This window comes from Blautia sp. MCC283 (assembly GCF_018785565.1).
Lineage (GTDB): Bacteria > Bacillota > Clostridia > Lachnospirales > Lachnospiraceae > Blautia_A.
In genome coordinates this window covers 89224-104323 of record NZ_WQQB01000049.1, presented here as the reverse complement: position 1 = coordinate 104323, position 15100 = coordinate 89224, and the positions used below count along the sequence as shown (strand labels likewise).

Genomic DNA, 15100 nt, shown 5'->3' with positions numbered 1-15100 from the left:
TCTATATCTTAATAATTTCCAAGAACACGGAGAACATTCGCCTCCGCCTCAATTCCTCTTAACGCATTTTCCACAGCGCTTTCACCAAGTTTTCCTGTAAAGTCCACGAAGAAACGGTATTCCCAGGATTTTCCCGGGATGGGACGGGATTCGATCTTAGTCATGTTCAGCCCGTTGTAGATAATGTGGGAAAGCATGTTGTAAAGGGTTCCGCTTTCATGAGGCAGCTCAAAACAGATGCTGATCTTTCCGGCTTTTTCCTCGTACTCCGGCTTCCGGCTTACAATGATGAAGCGTGTGGAGTTTGCTTTTTCCCGGCAGATGTTTTCCGCAAGGACCTTAAGGCCGAATACCTCGCCTGCCTCACGGCTTGCGATGGCTGCCACACCTTTATCTCCCACTTCGCTGACCTTTTTGGCTGCGCCTGCGGTGTTTTCCACTTCTTTCTTTTTCCAGGACGGGTACTCTTCCAGAAAGGCTTTGCACTGAGCAAGTCCCTGTGGATGGGAGCAGACTTCCCTGATATCTTCCACCGTTGCATCCGGCATTCCAAGAAGCACATGATCCACACGGATGATCTGCTCACCTACGATATAAAGTTTGTATTCCATGAGAAGGTCGTAGATATCAGCCACGATACCTGCGGTGGAATTCTCGATGGGAAGTACCGCATAGTCTGCTTTTCCGTGGGTTACATCCTCCATGGCTGTACGCCAGGTTTTTACGTGATAGCTTTCGATGTTTTTCCCAAAGTACTGGCGCATGGCTGCATAGCTGTAGGCTCCCTCGACTCCCTGGAATACAACGGTTGCATTTTCAAGGGGAACATGCTTTACAGTTGTAAAATTACGCTCTCCGTAAATCCCATGTTCTGTAAGCAGCTGATACTGTCTCTTACGGCTGATGGCCATGATCTGGCGGAAAAGCTCCTGCACGCCAAGGCTGTTAAAATCTCCGTGAGCTTTTTCTTTCAGGGTATGGATCTTCTGGCTCTCACGTGCCGGATCCAGTACCTGTTTGCCTGTTTTTATTTTATATTTAGCGACTTCCTCACTCACCTTCATTCGTTTTTCAAAGAGACGTACGATCTCACTGTCAATCTCATCGATCTCGTCTCTGTATCTTTCCAAATCAGTCATTAATTTCCTCCGTTGTGTTTCCTGATAATTTCTGTAAGATCCCCAAGGAATGCCAAGGAACCAAAAGCAATGATCACATCCTCTTTTCCTGCCAGACGATAGGCCTCTGCCACTGCAGATTCGATGTCATCAAAAGGCCTTACATCAGAATGGAATTCCCGCACTGCGTCTGCCAGTTCCTGGGGGGTCAGCGCCCTGGGGTTATCCGGAGCCGCAATGGTGAGGATGGTATCTGCGTATTTTTCTGTTTTCTGGATGACTTTGCGGTAATCTTTGTCACGGAACATTCCCATGATATAGATGATCCTTTTTCCCTTAAAATACCGTTCAATGGATGCTGCCAGCATGTCTGCCGCCGCAGGGTTATGAGCTCCGTCAACCACAAAATCCGGCTTCGTTCCAAGAAGAGCAAATCTTCCCGGCCAGGTGGTACGTTTCAGTCCATCCTGTCTCTGACGTAACGTTGTGGGGTATCCCTGCTCATTCAGAATTTCCAGTGCACGAAGCGCTGCCACCGCATTTTCTTTCTGGTAGGCTCCTGCCAGGGATATCGTGTACTTCTCATCTTTATAAAGAAACATCTGGCCGGTTATGGATGCTTCCAGTACTTTTGCACAGTCCCGGTCTGCTACTTCGTATGGTACATTCTGTTCTTCGCATACTCTTCGTATGACCGTTTCTGCTTCCGGCTGCTGTTTTACTGTCACCATATGGCTGTCCGGTTTAATGATGCCGGCCTTTTTTTCTGCTATCTCGCCCAGGGTATTTCCAAGAAATGCCGTATGATCCGTACTGATAGATACCAGAATGGAAAGAACTGTGGTACGGATAATGTTGGTGGCATCCAGATCGCCGCCCATACCAACTTCCATTAATACAAGATCGCATTTCTCATCCTGAAAATAAAGAAATGCGGCTGCTGTTTCAATTTCAAATACTGACGGATGCGGCTTGCCTTCTTTTACGATCTCATCGATCACTTCCGCGATCCTTGTCACATATGCTGCAAATTTCTCTCTGCTGACAGGCTCTCCGTTTACTTCCATCCTCTCTCTGTAGGAATAGACAGCCGGAGAAATATATCTTCCGACCCGGTAACCTGCACCTGATAAAGCGGAATACAGATATGCGATCACAGACCCTTTTCCATTGGTTCCCGCAACGTGAACATACTTCAGTTCATCCTGAGGATTTCCAAGCCGCCGCATCAGCTCCCTCATATTTTCCAGTCCCAGAACAATTCCTTTTTTCAGTTCTGCGGCTCTGATATAGGCGCGACTTTCTTTATAATCCATTTGTCTGTTTTCTCCTTCCGCATGTGTTGAAAATCTATTACTGCTTTATTAATTTTCGCAGTAATAATTTCGTTCATTATAACCCACACGTATATTTTTTTCAAGGCAGGGGAGACTATTAACGGCGCTTTTCTGCGTTAAATATATAAAAAGTCAAACTGTCTCTTTTTTGTTTCCAAAAAGAGAAGTTTTTTTGCTGATGAGAAGGAGCTTTAAGATGCAAAAGAAGGATTTTTTTCTTTGTGGTTTTACAGGCTGGTGTCTGGAAATTTTCTGGACCGGTCTTCATTCTCTTTTCACCGGAAACTTTACCATGATGGGCAAAACCTCTCTTCTGATGTTCCCGGTTTATGGTCTTGCGGCCCTGATCCGGCCGGCTTACCGTAAGCTCAAAGATTTTCCGGTTATGGTACGGGGGATTTTTTACAGCTGCGGGATTTTTTTCGTGGAATTTTTAATCGGATCTTTTTTTCAGAAGCTTCATATCTGTCCCTGGGACTATTCTCACGTTCCGCTCCAGTATAAAGGGGTGATCCGGCTGGACTATGCACCCTTATGGTTTCTCACCGGTCTCTTTTTTGAGTGGCTTCTTCGACAAAATCCTCGGAAAGTCTCTTGAAAATCTCACAGTTATATTATATGATAATTGGAAGGAATCTGATTTCCAGTAAATAATTGGAGGTACAACATGAGACATTTAATGAGTCCGTTGGATTTCTCGGTTGAAGAGCTCGAGAAGCTTCTGAATCTCGCCGATGACATCGGGAAAAATCCCAAAAAGTACGCGCATACCTGTGATGACAAAAGGCTTGCGACACTGTTTTACGAACCAAGTACACGTACACGTTTAAGTTTCGAGGCAGCCATGATGAATCTTGGAGGAAAGGCTCTTGGTTTTTCTTCCGCTGATTCCAGCTCCGCTTCCAAGGGCGAGAGTGTTGCCGATACTATTCGCGTTGTTTCCTGCTATGCAGATATCTGTGCTATGCGTCACCCGAAAGAAGGTGCTCCGCTTGTAGCTTCTATGGCATCCAATATCCCGGTGATCAATGCCGGCGACGGCGGCCACCAGCATCCTACTCAGACATTAACTGATCTTTTAACTATCCGTTCCCTGAAAGGCAGACTTGACAATATCACGATCGGTCTCTGCGGCGATCTGAAATTCGGACGTACTGTCCATTCTCTGATCGAGGCTCTGGTCCGTTATGAAAACGTAAAATTTGTCCTGATTTCTCCGGAGGAACTTCGTATTCCAAGTTATATCCGTGAGGATGTTCTGAAACGTAACAATGTGGAATTTGTTGAAGAGGAACGTCTGGAGGATGCTCTTCCGAGTCTTGATATCCTGTACATGACCCGTGTTCAGAAGGAGCGTTTCTTCAATGAAGAGGATTATGTCCGCATGAAAGATTTCTATGTTCTGGACAAACAGAAACTGGAGCTTGCGCCGAAGGATATGTATATTCTTCATCCGCTTCCGCGTGTCAATGAGATCTCTGTTGAAGTGGATTCTGATCCGCGTGCCGCTTATTTCAAACAGGTCCAGTACGGTGTTTATGTACGTATGGCCCTGATTCTTACTTTACTGGAGGTGGAACTGCCATGTTAAACGTAGGTGCTCTTCGTGAAGGTTATGTTCTGGATCATATCAAAGCCGGCAAGGCTATGACTATTTATCATGACCTGAAACTGGATAAACTGGACTGTACCGTTGCCATTATCAAGAATGCCCGCAGCCAGAAAATGGGCAAAAAAGATATCATCAAGGTTGAATGCCCGATCGAGGATCTGGATCTGGATATCCTTGGTTTTATCGACCATAATATTACGGTAAATATTATCAAAGACGAGAAGATCGTTGCCAAGAAAGAACTGAAGCTTCCGAAACAGGTTGTGAATGTGATCAAATGCAAGAATCCTCGTTGCATCACTTCCATCGAGCAGGGACTGGATCAGATTTTTGTTCTTGCTGATGAGGAAAAGGAAGTTTACCGGTGTAAGTATTGCGAAGAGAAGTATAGCGGTAAACGGAATAAATAATAAATAGTAACTATATTAACGAACGGACGCGTCCGGTCCCCGGTTCGATATTCGGCTGTTTCGGAGCCTAGTAATACTAAGCCTGTGAAAGACTGCTAAAAACATTTTTCAAAATCATGAACTCGCTCCTGCGTCGCTCAAACAGCATGATTTTGAAAAATAACGCAGTCTCCCACAAGCTAAGTATTACTACGGCTCCTGCAAAGGCCTGAATATCGAACCGGGGACCGGGCGCTGTTTTTTGGCTATTATATACGGATGTTTTTATTTTTTCTGTTATATTGTAATCAGACAATTTCTTTCTTGTGTCTTTTTGCAGAAAGGATTTTTTATGGCACAGAAAGAAATGATTACAAATGATAAAATCGGTTCTGCAACTGTAGTTCAGCATGAGGATGCGGTTTTAAAAACTGCCGCTCAGTTCTTTGCTAAGGAGTTGCTTCCTTATCTTGGTATTGATGGGAAGGTTATATCTTCTGCTCCTACAGAGTCCATTGTCCTCAATCTTAAGAAATTCTATGAAGATATCAATCTTATTATGGAAGATGGTACATGGAAGCATTTTGAGTTCCAGAGCAAGAATGAGGGAATTCCCAGTTTGAAACGTTTTCGTTCCTATGAAGCTGTCACCACATACGTTCTTTATTCGGGAAATATACAAAATCCGGTCACTTCATTTACCGAAGGAATAAACACTTATCATGTTATTCCGATCATAATGAAGGATCACAGTGCAGATGACCTGATCAAAACGCTGAAAGAGAAAGCTTCTTCTGGAGACATTCTTACAAAAGCTGATCTCGTTCCACTGACTCTGATTCCTCTGATGGACGGGCAGCTTTCCCAAAAAGAACGATTTCTTCAGGCATTTTCTCTGACTGAAAATACAAAAGATATTCCATCGGAAGATCTTCAAAAAATCGAGGCAATGATCTATACCATGGCAGATAAGTTTCTTGAAAATGATGATTTTGAACATGTTAAGGAGGGAATTCGTATGACACGTTTGGGTCAGATGCTGTTTAATGATGGTTTTAATGACGGTTTCAATAATGGTTCCCAGAAAAAGCAGCTTGAGATTGCCAGAAATCTGATAGGGAAACTCAGTGATGCTTCTATTGCTGAAACTACAGGTTTGCCTTTGGATGTGATTCTGAAACTGAAAAAAAAACAAACTATGAAAGTATAAAGTTTCTGACGTTCTTTACCAAAAAAGCAACTGCTATTTCGCGGGTCTATAAACTGGCCGCAAAATACAGTTGCTTTTATTATATGCTTATTTATTATACACAGTCAGACCGATAAGCCGGGTTATGTCGTTGAGTGATCATCTATCTAGGCCTTCCGTTGCCAGAAGGCTCCAGCGACCTACCTGAAAGCACGACGGGCCGCCGTATGGCTTTCTTCTCGGTCTTGCTTCGAATGGAGTTTACATGTGCCCGCTCTGTTACCACAGCGGCGGTAGTCTCTTACACTGCCTTTCCACCCTTACCCCGCAAAGGAGGCGGTTTATTTCTGTTGCACTGGTCTGGGAGTTACCTCCACCGGACGTTATCCGGCATCCTGCCCTGTGAAGCCCGGACTTTCCTCGTCTGAACCCTTTCGTCTGTCCAGCCGCGATCACCTGGCCTGGCTGCGCATCTGATATTTTAGCACAGGTACGCAAACTTGTAAAGTTTGATTTTTTTTACATTGCCATGTGGGCGGATGGCTGCGCGGGGCGCATTTCAATGCGGTAAGTGTATAGTTGCTGACTTTTGTCTGTATGCTACAGAATTCAGAGTGGAACGCTATGCCGAGCTAGCTCCTGAATTCTTCGGCATTTATGCTGAAAAGCTGTGCCGACACAGCCACACTTTCACAATTCCAGGACAGGACACCGTCTGCTTCCGTCCCCTGCCACGTATTTATGTTTTTTCCTACCAACTGGAAATGTCAGCTCCCTCTGGCGTCCGGCTTCCTACCAAATCTCCAACGTCCACTCCCGTCTATCCACAACCTCACCGATCATTCCAGCCTCCAATCCAGCCTCACCCATTCTTTTCATAATCTCCGCTGCCTCTCTCTCCGGCACCGCCGCCAACAGTCCCCCGGAAGTCTGCGGATCAAACACCACATCCTCCCTCCAGAGCACCGCCTGGCTTTTCACACCAGTTTTTTCAGCAAACTCCCGATTCCGGTAAGCCCCACCCGGGATCAGGCCCATAGAAGCAAACTTCTCCACATCCGGAAGCACCGGCAACTTCTCCGTATCAATCACGATCGTCCGCTCACTGGCCACAGCCATCTCCGTGGCATGCCCTCCAAGACCAAACCCCGTCACATCCGTACAGGCATGAACCTCAAACTCTTTCAAAATCTCACAGGCATCCCGGTTCAACCTCTTCATGGAATCCAACACCGCCCTACGGGCACCTTCCGTCACCAGATCTGCCTTGATCGCCGTATTCACGATCCCCGCACCCAGCGGCTTCGTCAAAATCAGCTTATCCCCCGTCTGCGCCCCAAAATTCTTCCAAAACTTCCTCGGATCCACAAAACCCGTCACACTAAGCCCATACTTCGGCGTATCATCCTGGATCGTATGGCCACCGGCAAGAACCGCGCCAGCCTCCATCACCTTATCCGCACCACCACGCAAAATCTCCCCCAGGATCTCCACATCCATATCTTTGGGAAACGCCACAATATTCAAAGCCGTCTTCGGAGTTCCACCCATGGCATACACATCACTCAACGCATTCGCCGCCGCGATCTGACCGAAATCATAAGGATCATCCGCCACAGGCGTAAAAAAATCCAGTGTCTGAATCAGCGCCAGATCAGAGGACACCCGGTAAACCGCCGCATCATCCGAAGTATCCGTCCCCACCAGAAGATCCGGATCGCAGAACTTCGGCAGTCCGCCAAGAACCCCTGCCAGGGTTCCCGGTCCCACTTTTGCCGCACAGCCACAGTTTGGAGCCAATTTTGTCAGTTGCACTTTCTCTCTCATGATCATTTTCCCTTTCCTTTAAGTCCTGTAAACTCTAGCCGACATCTATACGCCGCAAAGAACTTTAACTTTTTTTGATCCACACCCAAAAGACTCCATACACCACAGATCCTACGCACAGAGAAAATCAGAACAATCCCATCTTTGCGCCAACCGATATCTGCACTGCACAGAGCCTTCTATCTACACATATCTTTATTTATTATACATTAAAACAGCTGCCACCGATAAACTCCCTCAGAAGCGAGTTAAACGGAACCCCCTCACAGGGCACCGGCACAAAATAATCCAGGAACTTCAGAAGCCTCTTCGCCTCCTGATACTCCGGCTCACTCTTATCAATTCCAAAAAGCAGTGGCTCCGCATAAACCTTCAGGCAGGCAAGCTCATACACAAGAGCGGAATTAAACATCACATCCGCCTCCTCCTGGAATGGAAAAATATTCTGCTCCTCACCACGCCGTACAGACGGCCATCTTGCAATGGTATCCTTTGCAGAAGTTCCTCGTGTACGCGCATCACGGACAATCCGGCGGATCAGCCTGCCATCTGTAGTCGGGATCCGGTTATGTTCATCAATATTCAGCTGTGTCAGAGCACTGATATAAATCTTAAACTTGCTCTCTTTTGGAAGGGCATAGCTCAGTTTGTCATTAAGCCCGTGGATTCCCTCGATCACCAGGATATCATCTTTTCCAAGCTGAAGTTGATCTCCCCGGTATTCCCTGTATCCGGTCTTAAAATTAAAAGTAGGAAGATCCACTTTCTTTCCAGCAAGAAGATTCAGCATATCCTCATTAAACTGCTTGATATCAATGGCTTCCAGGCACTCAAAATTCTTTTCCCCGAATTCATCAAGCGGGGTATGCTCCCGGTTCACGAAATAATTATCCACACCGATGGGGTGAGGCTTCAGGCCATGAGCTGCAAGCTGAATGGACAACCTGTGGGAAAAACTGGTCTTTCCTGAAGAAGAAGGACCTGCGATCATTACAAACTTCACATTTCCTCTTCTCTGGATCTCCTTGGCAATGGAAGAAATCTTCGCCTCGTGAAGCGCCTCCTGGATCAGCATCAGGCTCTGAACACCCTCTCTGGTGATCCGGTCATTGAGGTCCCCCACAGTGGCAACATCCAGCTTGTCGCCCCATTCTTCCGATTCCTTCTGCACATGAAAGATCTTATCCTGCGGCTCAAAATCCTCCAGAACATCCGGTGTTTTCTGACGCGGAAGGATCAGTACAAAACCTTCGTCATAAAGCTGCAGGTCAAAATACTGCACATAACTGGTATCCGGTGCCATAAAACCGTAAAAATAATCCTCAAAATTCTCCAGACTGTAAATATTTACCCTGGAAACACGGCGGTAACGGAACAGTTTTTCTTTGTCATACATATGATGCCTGTGAAACATGGAAATGGCATCATCCGTGCTGACACTGCGTTTGTAGATCGGAATTTTCTGATCTACCAGCTCCCGCATCCGCACTTTCACCTGGTCAAGAAGCTCCTGATCCAGGGTTGCACTGCCTTTCATGGTAAAATAAAGACCATTTCCCAGAGAATAATGGATTACCACATGATCCACATTTTCCTTTCCGGCCACATCAAAAATTGCTTTCAGAAGGATAAAGATCGCACTTCGCCGGTAGGTTTTACGGCCGGCACTGTCCTTTGTGGTTATAAATCCCAGGGTACAGTCATGCCGCAGCTTCTTGTGAAGTTCTCGGAGTTTTCCGTTCTCAGTTACAAGAATCACCGGATACTCTGTTTCTCCCTCATAATCCTTTACAATCTCGGAATATGGGGTCATCTTGGGGTATTCCCTTGTTTCTCCGTTTATGGTCACTTTTATCATCGTCTGTTCCATAACACTCACCTCCACAGGCTTATACTTATAAAACAATATATGGATTTTTCACACTGGCGCAGGTCGTCTTAAGATCCGGGAACGCTTCATTCAGTTCCCTCTCCATGGCTTCCGCAAAAATATACTCCGTGCCATAATGTCCCGCATCTACGATCGCCAGTCCATCCGCCATGGTATCAATGGCAGTATGATAATCAATATCTCCGGTCACATACACATCCGCACCGGCTGCCATCACATCACGGATCATGCTCTTTCCGCTTCCTGTACAGATTGCCACAGTCTCGATCCTCTGATCCAGATCGCCGTAAACCCGCACATCTGGAAGGCAATTGCATTCTTTTACATATTTTCCAAACTCGCCAAGAGTCATGGCACGGGGAAGTTTTCCCACGCGGCCGAATCCCTCCGGCTGCTCCCCGGACTCATCGGTAACTGTAAGCACCTTTGTATCCTGAAGTTTCAGATAATCTGCACTTAAATCTGCCATACCGATCACATCATAATTGGTATGCATGGCAAAGTACGGGATATCCTCCCGGATCAGACGTAAGATCTTCCTTCCGGTAAAGGTATGATTGTTGATCTTCTTGATCCTGGAAAAGATCATGGGATGATGGGTAAGGATCATGTCCGCGCCGGCCGCCACTGCCTCATCCAGCACTGGTTCTGTAAGATCCAGTGCAAGGAATACATGGGAGATTTCTTTCTGATCATCTCCCACCAGAAGTCCTACATTGTCCCATTCCTCCGCAAATTTCTGCGGATGGCGGATATTCAGCCAGTTAATCAGTTCATATGCTTTCATATCGTTTCAGAGCTGTATGAATCAGCTCCATTTCCTCCTTTACTTCTGCCAGACGGCTTTTTGCGGAAGCAGACTCTGCCCCGGAAAGACCGGCCAGTATCTTCTTACGGATGGATTCCTCCCTGAGAAGATATTCCCTCAGAACCGGATGGCACTTTTTCAGAAGAAGTGGCCCAAACCAGGCTTCTTCCTCTGTATAGGCAAACTGTTCTCCGGATTCTCTTCGCACCGCTTTCATCATTGGATAAAACTTTCCGTCTTCTTTTATCATTTCCTCTCTTACGATCTCCCAGCCGATCTCAGAGAGAAAATGCCGGAAATGAGGAAGGTCCGACTGAGGCTGCAGGATCAGTTCCTGAAACCCCTCCCGGACCTTCGCTCCCTCATTTAATATCCTTTCCATCAGAGGACCGCCCATTCCCGCAATCACCAGGGTATCACCTTCCCCCGGCTCAAGCTTCGTAAGCCCATCACTTAAACGGGTCTCTATGTAATCTTCAAGACCATAGCGGGAAATATTCTCCCTAGCTCTTGAAAGCGGTCCCGGACGTACATCCATGGCAATAGCTGACGGAACTATTCTTTCCTCAACAAGATAGATGGACAGATAGCCATGGTCACATCCTACGTCTGCCAGCCGGTTTCCTTTTGTTACCATACCGGCAATGGCACAAAGACGCATGGAAAGCTGTACGGATATATTTTTATCAGTCAAGGTAATCCTTCAGCTTGCGGCTGCGGCTGGGATGACGCAGTTTACGCAGAGCTTTCGCTTCGATCTGACGGATACGCTCTCTTGTAACGTTAAACTCTTTACCAACTTCCTCCAGAGTTCTGGCACGTCCGTCGTCCAGACCGAAACGGAGGCGAAGAACTTTCTGCTCACGGTCAGTAAGAGTGCTCAAAACCTCTACCAGTTGCTCTTTCAGAAGTGTAAACGCAGCTGCATCTGCAGGTACCGGAACATTATCATCCTGGATGAAATCACCAAGATGGCTGTCTTCCTCCTCACCGATCGGAGTTTCCAGAGATACCGGCTCCTGGGAGATCTTAAGGATCTCACGTACACGGTCTACCGGCATGTCCATCTCCTCAGCGATCTCTTCCGGCGTAGGTTCACGTCCAAGCTCCTGAAGCAGCTGACGGGAAACACGGATCAGCTTGTTGATCGTCTCAACCATATGCACCGGGATACGGATGGTACGTGCCTGGTCCGCAATGGCTCTTGTGATGGCCTGACGGATCCACCAGGTTGCATAGGTACTGAACTTGTAGCCCTTTCTGTAATCAAATTTCTCAACTGCCTTGATAAGACCAAGGTTACCTTCCTGGATCAGATCAAGGAACAGCATTCCACGTCCCACATAACGCTTGGCGATGCTGACAACAAGACGGAGGTTCGCTTCTGCCAGACGCTTCTTGGCAGCTTCATCACCTTTTTCCATTCTTTTTGCAAGCTCGATCTCCTCGTCTGCACTCAACAGGCTGACTTTACCGATTTCTTTCAGGTACATACGGACCGGGTCCTCGATGCTGACACCTTCCGGCACGGAGAGGTCGATCTTGTCAAGTTCTACCTCTTCTTCATCATCCAGGCTTTCCATATCCATATCGTTATCAAGGAGGAGTTCGTCACCGCTGTTGTCTGTGATACGGAGAACGTCCACACCGCTGGCCTCCAGGAAGTCAAAGACTTTCTCCATCTGATCTACTTCCAGTGGAGAGTCCTTGAAGAAGTCGCTGATCTCCTGATATTCCAGCACATTCTTTTTCTTTTTCGCAAGTTCAAGAAGCTCTACAAGTTTCTCGCTGAATTTTGCCATATTCATTTCCATAGGTGCTCTATACCTCCATATAGTGTTTATATTTTATCCTTAATTGAAAGAAATATGCAGTTGCTGCCTCTTTCTTCCAAGGTCTTCCAGTTCTTTTTTTGCTTTTATCAGTTCCTGAAGCCCTGCCATGTCTGACGGGTCCCAGGTACGGTTTTTTTCTTTGAGGCTCTCTTCCTTGATCCGCAGCAGCGTATCAGAAAAGGCTCTCTGCTGTTCTCCTTCGTTTTCCAGATGAATGGTGGCATTAAAAAGTGATGCCACTTCTCTCTGTTCCTCGCTATCTGTAAATGCATTGAGAAGTTTTCCCGGATTGGTCTCTCCTTCTTTATGCTGGTCAAACAGCATCTGGGCCACCTCTTTATACAGCGGCACCACAAAATCTGACGGTGAAATATATTTCTCCACCTGTTCAAAGATCCCCGGATAATTCACAAGCCAGGTAAGCATCAGCTTCTGGGCCTTATCTGCGGCGGATTCTTTTTTCTTTGTTTCCGGAGTCCCGGATTTCGGCTGGATCCGCTTCTCTGCAGGCGTTCCTTTCAGAGCCAGTGTGTTGACCCTTTTCCGGATATCTTCCGTGCCCACTCCATAGCGGCCATATTCCTTCACAATTGCTTCTATATAAAGATTCCTTTCCAGTTCGTCGGAAAGTTCCAGCAGCATTTCGGCGCACCGCTCAAAAAACTGATTCTGTCCCTGAGGTGCATCCATCGCAAATTCCTGCTCTGCAATATGCACACGGAACATAAAACTGTCCATCGCCTGGTTCAGACGCTCTTCAAAAGCCTCCGCGCCCTCATTCTTGATAAACTCGTCCGGATCCTTCCATGGCTTCAGGCTTACCACCCTGGACGTAACCCCTGCCTCCCGAAGGATCGGGATCGCACGGAGAGCCGCACGGATGCCTGCGCCGTCACTGTCGTAAAGAAGCAGGACTTCCTTGGTGTAACGTTTCACAAGACTTGCATGTCCGGATGTCAGAGCGGTTCCAAGAGATGCCACTGCATTGGTAAAGCCTGCCTGATGCATGGCGATCACATCCATATATCCCTCACAGAGGATCAGGTAATTCTTCCTGGTGGTCCTGGCCACATTCAGTCCGTAGAGATTCCTGCTCTTGTCAAAAATCTTCGTCTCCGGTGAATTCAGATACTTGGGCTTGCCATCTCCCATGACACGGCCGCCAAAACCAATGACCCGGTTATTTACATCCATGATCGGGAAGATCACACGGTTCCAGAACTTGTCATACATTCCCCGCCGCTCATCCACATTAAACAGCCCGGATTCCCGGAGAAGTTCATCACTGTAGCCTTTTCCCTTGAGATATTTGTACAGGTCATCGCTGTACTTGTCCGAATATCCAAGGCCGAATTTCCGGATGGTTTCCTCCGAAAGACCTCTGCCTGTCAGATAGCCGTAGGCAGTTTTTCCGCCTTCTCGCCGGAGCTGATAGTAAAAATACTGAGCTGCCAGCTTGTTGATTTCAAGAAGCGCCGCTCTCTGTTCTGCTTTTTCTCTTGCTTCCCTGGAATATTCGATCTTCGGAAGCTCTACTCCTGCCCGGTCAGCCAGATGTGACAAAGCCTCACCAAAAGAATAATTCTCATATTCCATGATAAAATTGTATACGTTTCCTCCTGCCCCGCAGCCAAAGCAGTAATACATCTGCTTGGATGGCGTCACGGAAAAAGAAGGAGTTTTCTCATTATGGAAGGGACACAGTCCGAAATAGGAACTTCCCTTCCGTGTCAGTTTCACATACTGGGATATCACGTCTACAATGTCATTTTTCATTCGGACTTCTTCTATGATGTCATCTGAATAACGCATGTTTATCCCTCTTTTCCATTTAATAGACCTCCCAGGACTTCGGTATGTAGATCTCCCTGAATTTCTCCATGGAGTACTGATCTGTCATTCCTGAAATGTAATCACAGACTGCCTGTTCCTTGGGTACTCCCCGGTATTCCACCAGTTCTCTGTATTCCCTGGACATTGCCTCCGGGTGATCTGTATAATATTCGTATAGTTCACTCAGCATCTTGATGGCTTTGTCTTCTTCCTTCTTGGCAACCGGATTCTCATAGACATTCCGGAACATCAGGGCCCGAAGTTCCATCATCGCCTCAAAAACATCAGGCGACATGGAGATGCTGTCTTTATCCATACTGTTCTCTATAATATTATGTACGAAAGTATTCAGCCGTTCTCTCGTGGTATATCCGAGAAAAGTTCTCATTGTAACAGGAATGTCATCTTCTGTGATGATTCCCGCACGCTGAGCATCGTCCATATCGTGATGGATATAGGCGATCTTGTCAGAAAAACGCACAACCTGGCCTTCCAGAGTAGAAGGATTTCCACTGGTACGGTGATTCATGATCCCGTTACGGACTTCCCAGGTAAGATTCAGTCCGTTCCCGTTCTTCTCCAGTACTTCCACAACCCGGACGCTCTGTTTATAGTGGGCAAAACCTCCAGGATGTATCTGATCCAGCGCTCTTTCCCCGGCATGTCCAAAGGGCGTGTGCCCCAGATCATGGCCCAGCGCAATGGCCTCCACCAGATCTTCATTAAGCCGGAGTGCCTTGGCAATGGTACGGGCAATCTGTGATACCTCCAGTGTATGCGTCAACCTGGTACGGTAATGATCTCCCTGCGGTGCCAGAAACACCTGCGTCTTATCTTTCATGCGGCGAAAAGCCTTGCAGTGAAGGATCCTGTCCCTGTCCCGCTGATATGCGGTACGCACATCGCATTCCTCTTCCGGCCGGTCTCTGCCTCTGGTATCTGCGCTGTGAGACGCATAGGGACTTAACAGTTCCCGTTCTCTCTGTTCCATATTCTCTCTGATGTTCATAAGCACTTCCTCCACAGTCTGACAAACAGCGACGATAAAATACCCTCTGTTAATTATATTCTACACAAAACCGCAAATTCCTCTTTTCTGAAAAAAAATTCAAAAAATATTGGTTTTATCGTCTGTTCCAACCTGAAGGTGTCCAAAATTCTCATATTGTATATGAAACGAGAACAAATATGCAAACCGCTCCTCGATTTACTTTCATATAGCCAAAAACAGAGCTGCGATTCACAGCTCTGCCTTAAAGTC

13 protein-coding genes and 1 other RNA gene are annotated in these 15100 nt (G+C 46.9%); 4 read left to right on the top strand and 10 right to left on the bottom strand.

The features are described 5' to 3' along the window. Window positions 1-8 precede the first annotated feature (8 nt). Both pheA and GPK81_RS14850 read right to left on the bottom strand, forming a co-directional pair. Window positions 9-1139, bottom strand: a complete 1131-nt coding sequence (pheA, locus tag GPK81_RS14855; protein WP_021977927.1) for a prephenate dehydratase — start codon at window positions 1137-1139, stop codon at window positions 9-11. Then, complete coding sequence (locus GPK81_RS14850) at window positions 1139-2434, bottom strand: bifunctional folylpolyglutamate synthase/dihydrofolate synthase (protein WP_215707296.1); 1296 nt, start codon at window positions 2432-2434, stop codon at window positions 1139-1141. Before GPK81_RS14850 ends, pheA begins: the two co-directional genes overlap by 1 nt. Window positions 2435-2651: 217 nt before the next feature. On the opposite strand from GPK81_RS14850, the gene GPK81_RS14845 reads away from it, so the two are divergent. The 4 genes from GPK81_RS14845 to GPK81_RS14830 all read left to right on the top strand — a co-directional run bounded on the left by GPK81_RS14845 (window position 2652) and on the right by GPK81_RS14830 (window position 5666). Next, window positions 2652-3053, top strand: a complete 402-nt coding sequence (locus GPK81_RS14845) for a putative ABC transporter permease (RefSeq protein WP_215707295.1) — start codon at window positions 2652-2654, stop codon at window positions 3051-3053. A 69-nt stretch (window positions 3054-3122) separates the two neighbouring features. Beyond that, window positions 3123-4046, top strand: a complete 924-nt coding sequence (pyrB, locus tag GPK81_RS14840) for an aspartate carbamoyltransferase (RefSeq protein ID WP_021977930.1) — start codon at window positions 3123-3125, stop codon at window positions 4044-4046. Then, window positions 4040-4477: an aspartate carbamoyltransferase regulatory subunit gene (locus GPK81_RS14835; RefSeq protein ID WP_021977931.1), complete on the top strand. Its 438-nt coding sequence runs from the start codon at window positions 4040-4042 to the stop codon at window positions 4475-4477. Before pyrB ends, GPK81_RS14835 begins: the two co-directional genes overlap by 7 nt. A 331-nt stretch (window positions 4478-4808) precedes the next feature. After that, a complete protein-coding gene (locus GPK81_RS14830) occupies window positions 4809-5666 on the top strand; it encodes a hypothetical protein (RefSeq protein WP_215707294.1) in 858 nt (285 codons plus the stop codon). Between the two features lie 97 nt (window positions 5667-5763). Here the strand turns inward: GPK81_RS14830 and rnpB are convergent. From rnpB to GPK81_RS14790, 8 genes are all read right to left on the bottom strand, one after another. Further along, window positions 5764-6113: RNase P RNA component class A (rnpB, locus tag GPK81_RS14825), an RNA gene on the bottom strand. Between the two features lie 324 nt (window positions 6114-6437). Further along, the gene (gene selD / locus GPK81_RS14820) at window positions 6438-7472 is read right to left on the bottom strand and encodes a selenide, water dikinase SelD (protein WP_330627644.1); all 1035 of its coding nucleotides are present in this window, start codon (window positions 7470-7472) and stop codon (window positions 6438-6440) included. A 202-nt stretch (window positions 7473-7674) separates the two neighbouring features. Beyond that, the gene (locus tag GPK81_RS14815) at window positions 7675-9342 is read right to left on the bottom strand and encodes a nucleoside kinase (RefSeq protein ID WP_215707293.1); all 1668 of its coding nucleotides are present in this window, start codon (window positions 9340-9342) and stop codon (window positions 7675-7677) included. Between the two features lie 25 nt (window positions 9343-9367). After that, window positions 9368-10150 (bottom strand): Nif3-like dinuclear metal center hexameric protein, encoded by a 783-nt coding sequence (locus GPK81_RS14810; RefSeq protein WP_215707292.1) that lies wholly within the window; start codon window positions 10148-10150, stop codon window positions 9368-9370. Beyond that, the gene (locus GPK81_RS14805; RefSeq protein ID WP_021977936.1) at window positions 10137-10865 is read right to left on the bottom strand and encodes a tRNA (adenine(22)-N(1))-methyltransferase; all 729 of its coding nucleotides are present in this window, start codon (window positions 10863-10865) and stop codon (window positions 10137-10139) included. Before GPK81_RS14805 ends, GPK81_RS14810 begins: the two co-directional genes overlap by 14 nt. Continuing rightward, a complete protein-coding gene (gene rpoD / locus GPK81_RS14800) occupies window positions 10858-11985 on the bottom strand; it encodes an RNA polymerase sigma factor RpoD (protein ID WP_215707291.1) in 1128 nt (375 codons plus the stop codon). Before rpoD ends, GPK81_RS14805 begins: the two co-directional genes overlap by 8 nt. A gap of 39 nt (window positions 11986-12024) precedes the next feature. Beyond that, the gene (gene dnaG / locus GPK81_RS14795) at window positions 12025-13818 is read right to left on the bottom strand and encodes a DNA primase (protein ID WP_021977938.1); all 1794 of its coding nucleotides are present in this window, start codon (window positions 13816-13818) and stop codon (window positions 12025-12027) included. A 19-nt stretch (window positions 13819-13837) separates the two neighbouring features. Continuing rightward, window positions 13838-14848: a deoxyguanosinetriphosphate triphosphohydrolase gene (locus GPK81_RS14790; protein ID WP_021977939.1), complete on the bottom strand. Its 1011-nt coding sequence runs from the start codon at window positions 14846-14848 to the stop codon at window positions 13838-13840. Window positions 14849-15100 lie beyond the last annotated feature (252 nt).

Excerpts from the sequence above, each read along its gene's own strand:
- GPK81_RS14850 (WP_215707296.1), bottom strand. The coding sequence starts at position 2,434 with ATGGATTATAAAGAAAGTCGCGCCTATATCAGAGCCGCAGAACTGAAA.
- pyrB (WP_021977930.1), top strand. The coding sequence starts at position 3,123 with ATGAGACATTTAATGAGTCCGTTGGATTTCTCGGTTGAAGAGCTCGAG.
- GPK81_RS14815 (WP_215707293.1), bottom strand. The coding sequence starts at position 9,342 with ATGGAACAGACGATGATAAAAGTGACCATAAACGGAGAAACAAGGGAA.
- selD (WP_330627644.1), bottom strand. The coding sequence starts at position 7,472 with ATGAGAGAGAAAGTGCAACTGACAAAATTGGCTCCAAACTGTGGCTGT.
- pheA (WP_021977927.1), bottom strand. The coding sequence starts at position 1,139 with ATGACTGATTTGGAAAGATACAGAGACGAGATCGATGAGATTGACAGT.
- GPK81_RS14790 (WP_021977939.1), bottom strand. The coding sequence starts at position 14,848 with ATGAACATCAGAGAGAATATGGAACAGAGAGAACGGGAACTGTTAAGT.
- GPK81_RS14830 (WP_215707294.1), top strand. The coding sequence starts at position 4,809 with ATGGCACAGAAAGAAATGATTACAAATGATAAAATCGGTTCTGCAACT.
- GPK81_RS14835 (WP_021977931.1), top strand. The coding sequence starts at position 4,040 with ATGTTAAACGTAGGTGCTCTTCGTGAAGGTTATGTTCTGGATCATATC.
- GPK81_RS14845 (WP_215707295.1), top strand. The coding sequence starts at position 2,652 with ATGCAAAAGAAGGATTTTTTTCTTTGTGGTTTTACAGGCTGGTGTCTG.
- dnaG (WP_021977938.1), bottom strand. The coding sequence starts at position 13,818 with ATGCGTTATTCAGATGACATCATAGAAGAAGTCCGAATGAAAAATGAC.
- rpoD (WP_215707291.1), bottom strand. The coding sequence starts at position 11,985 with ATGGAAATGAATATGGCAAAATTCAGCGAGAAACTTGTAGAGCTTCTT.
- GPK81_RS14810 (WP_215707292.1), bottom strand. The coding sequence starts at position 10,150 with ATGAAAGCATATGAACTGATTAACTGGCTGAATATCCGCCATCCGCAG.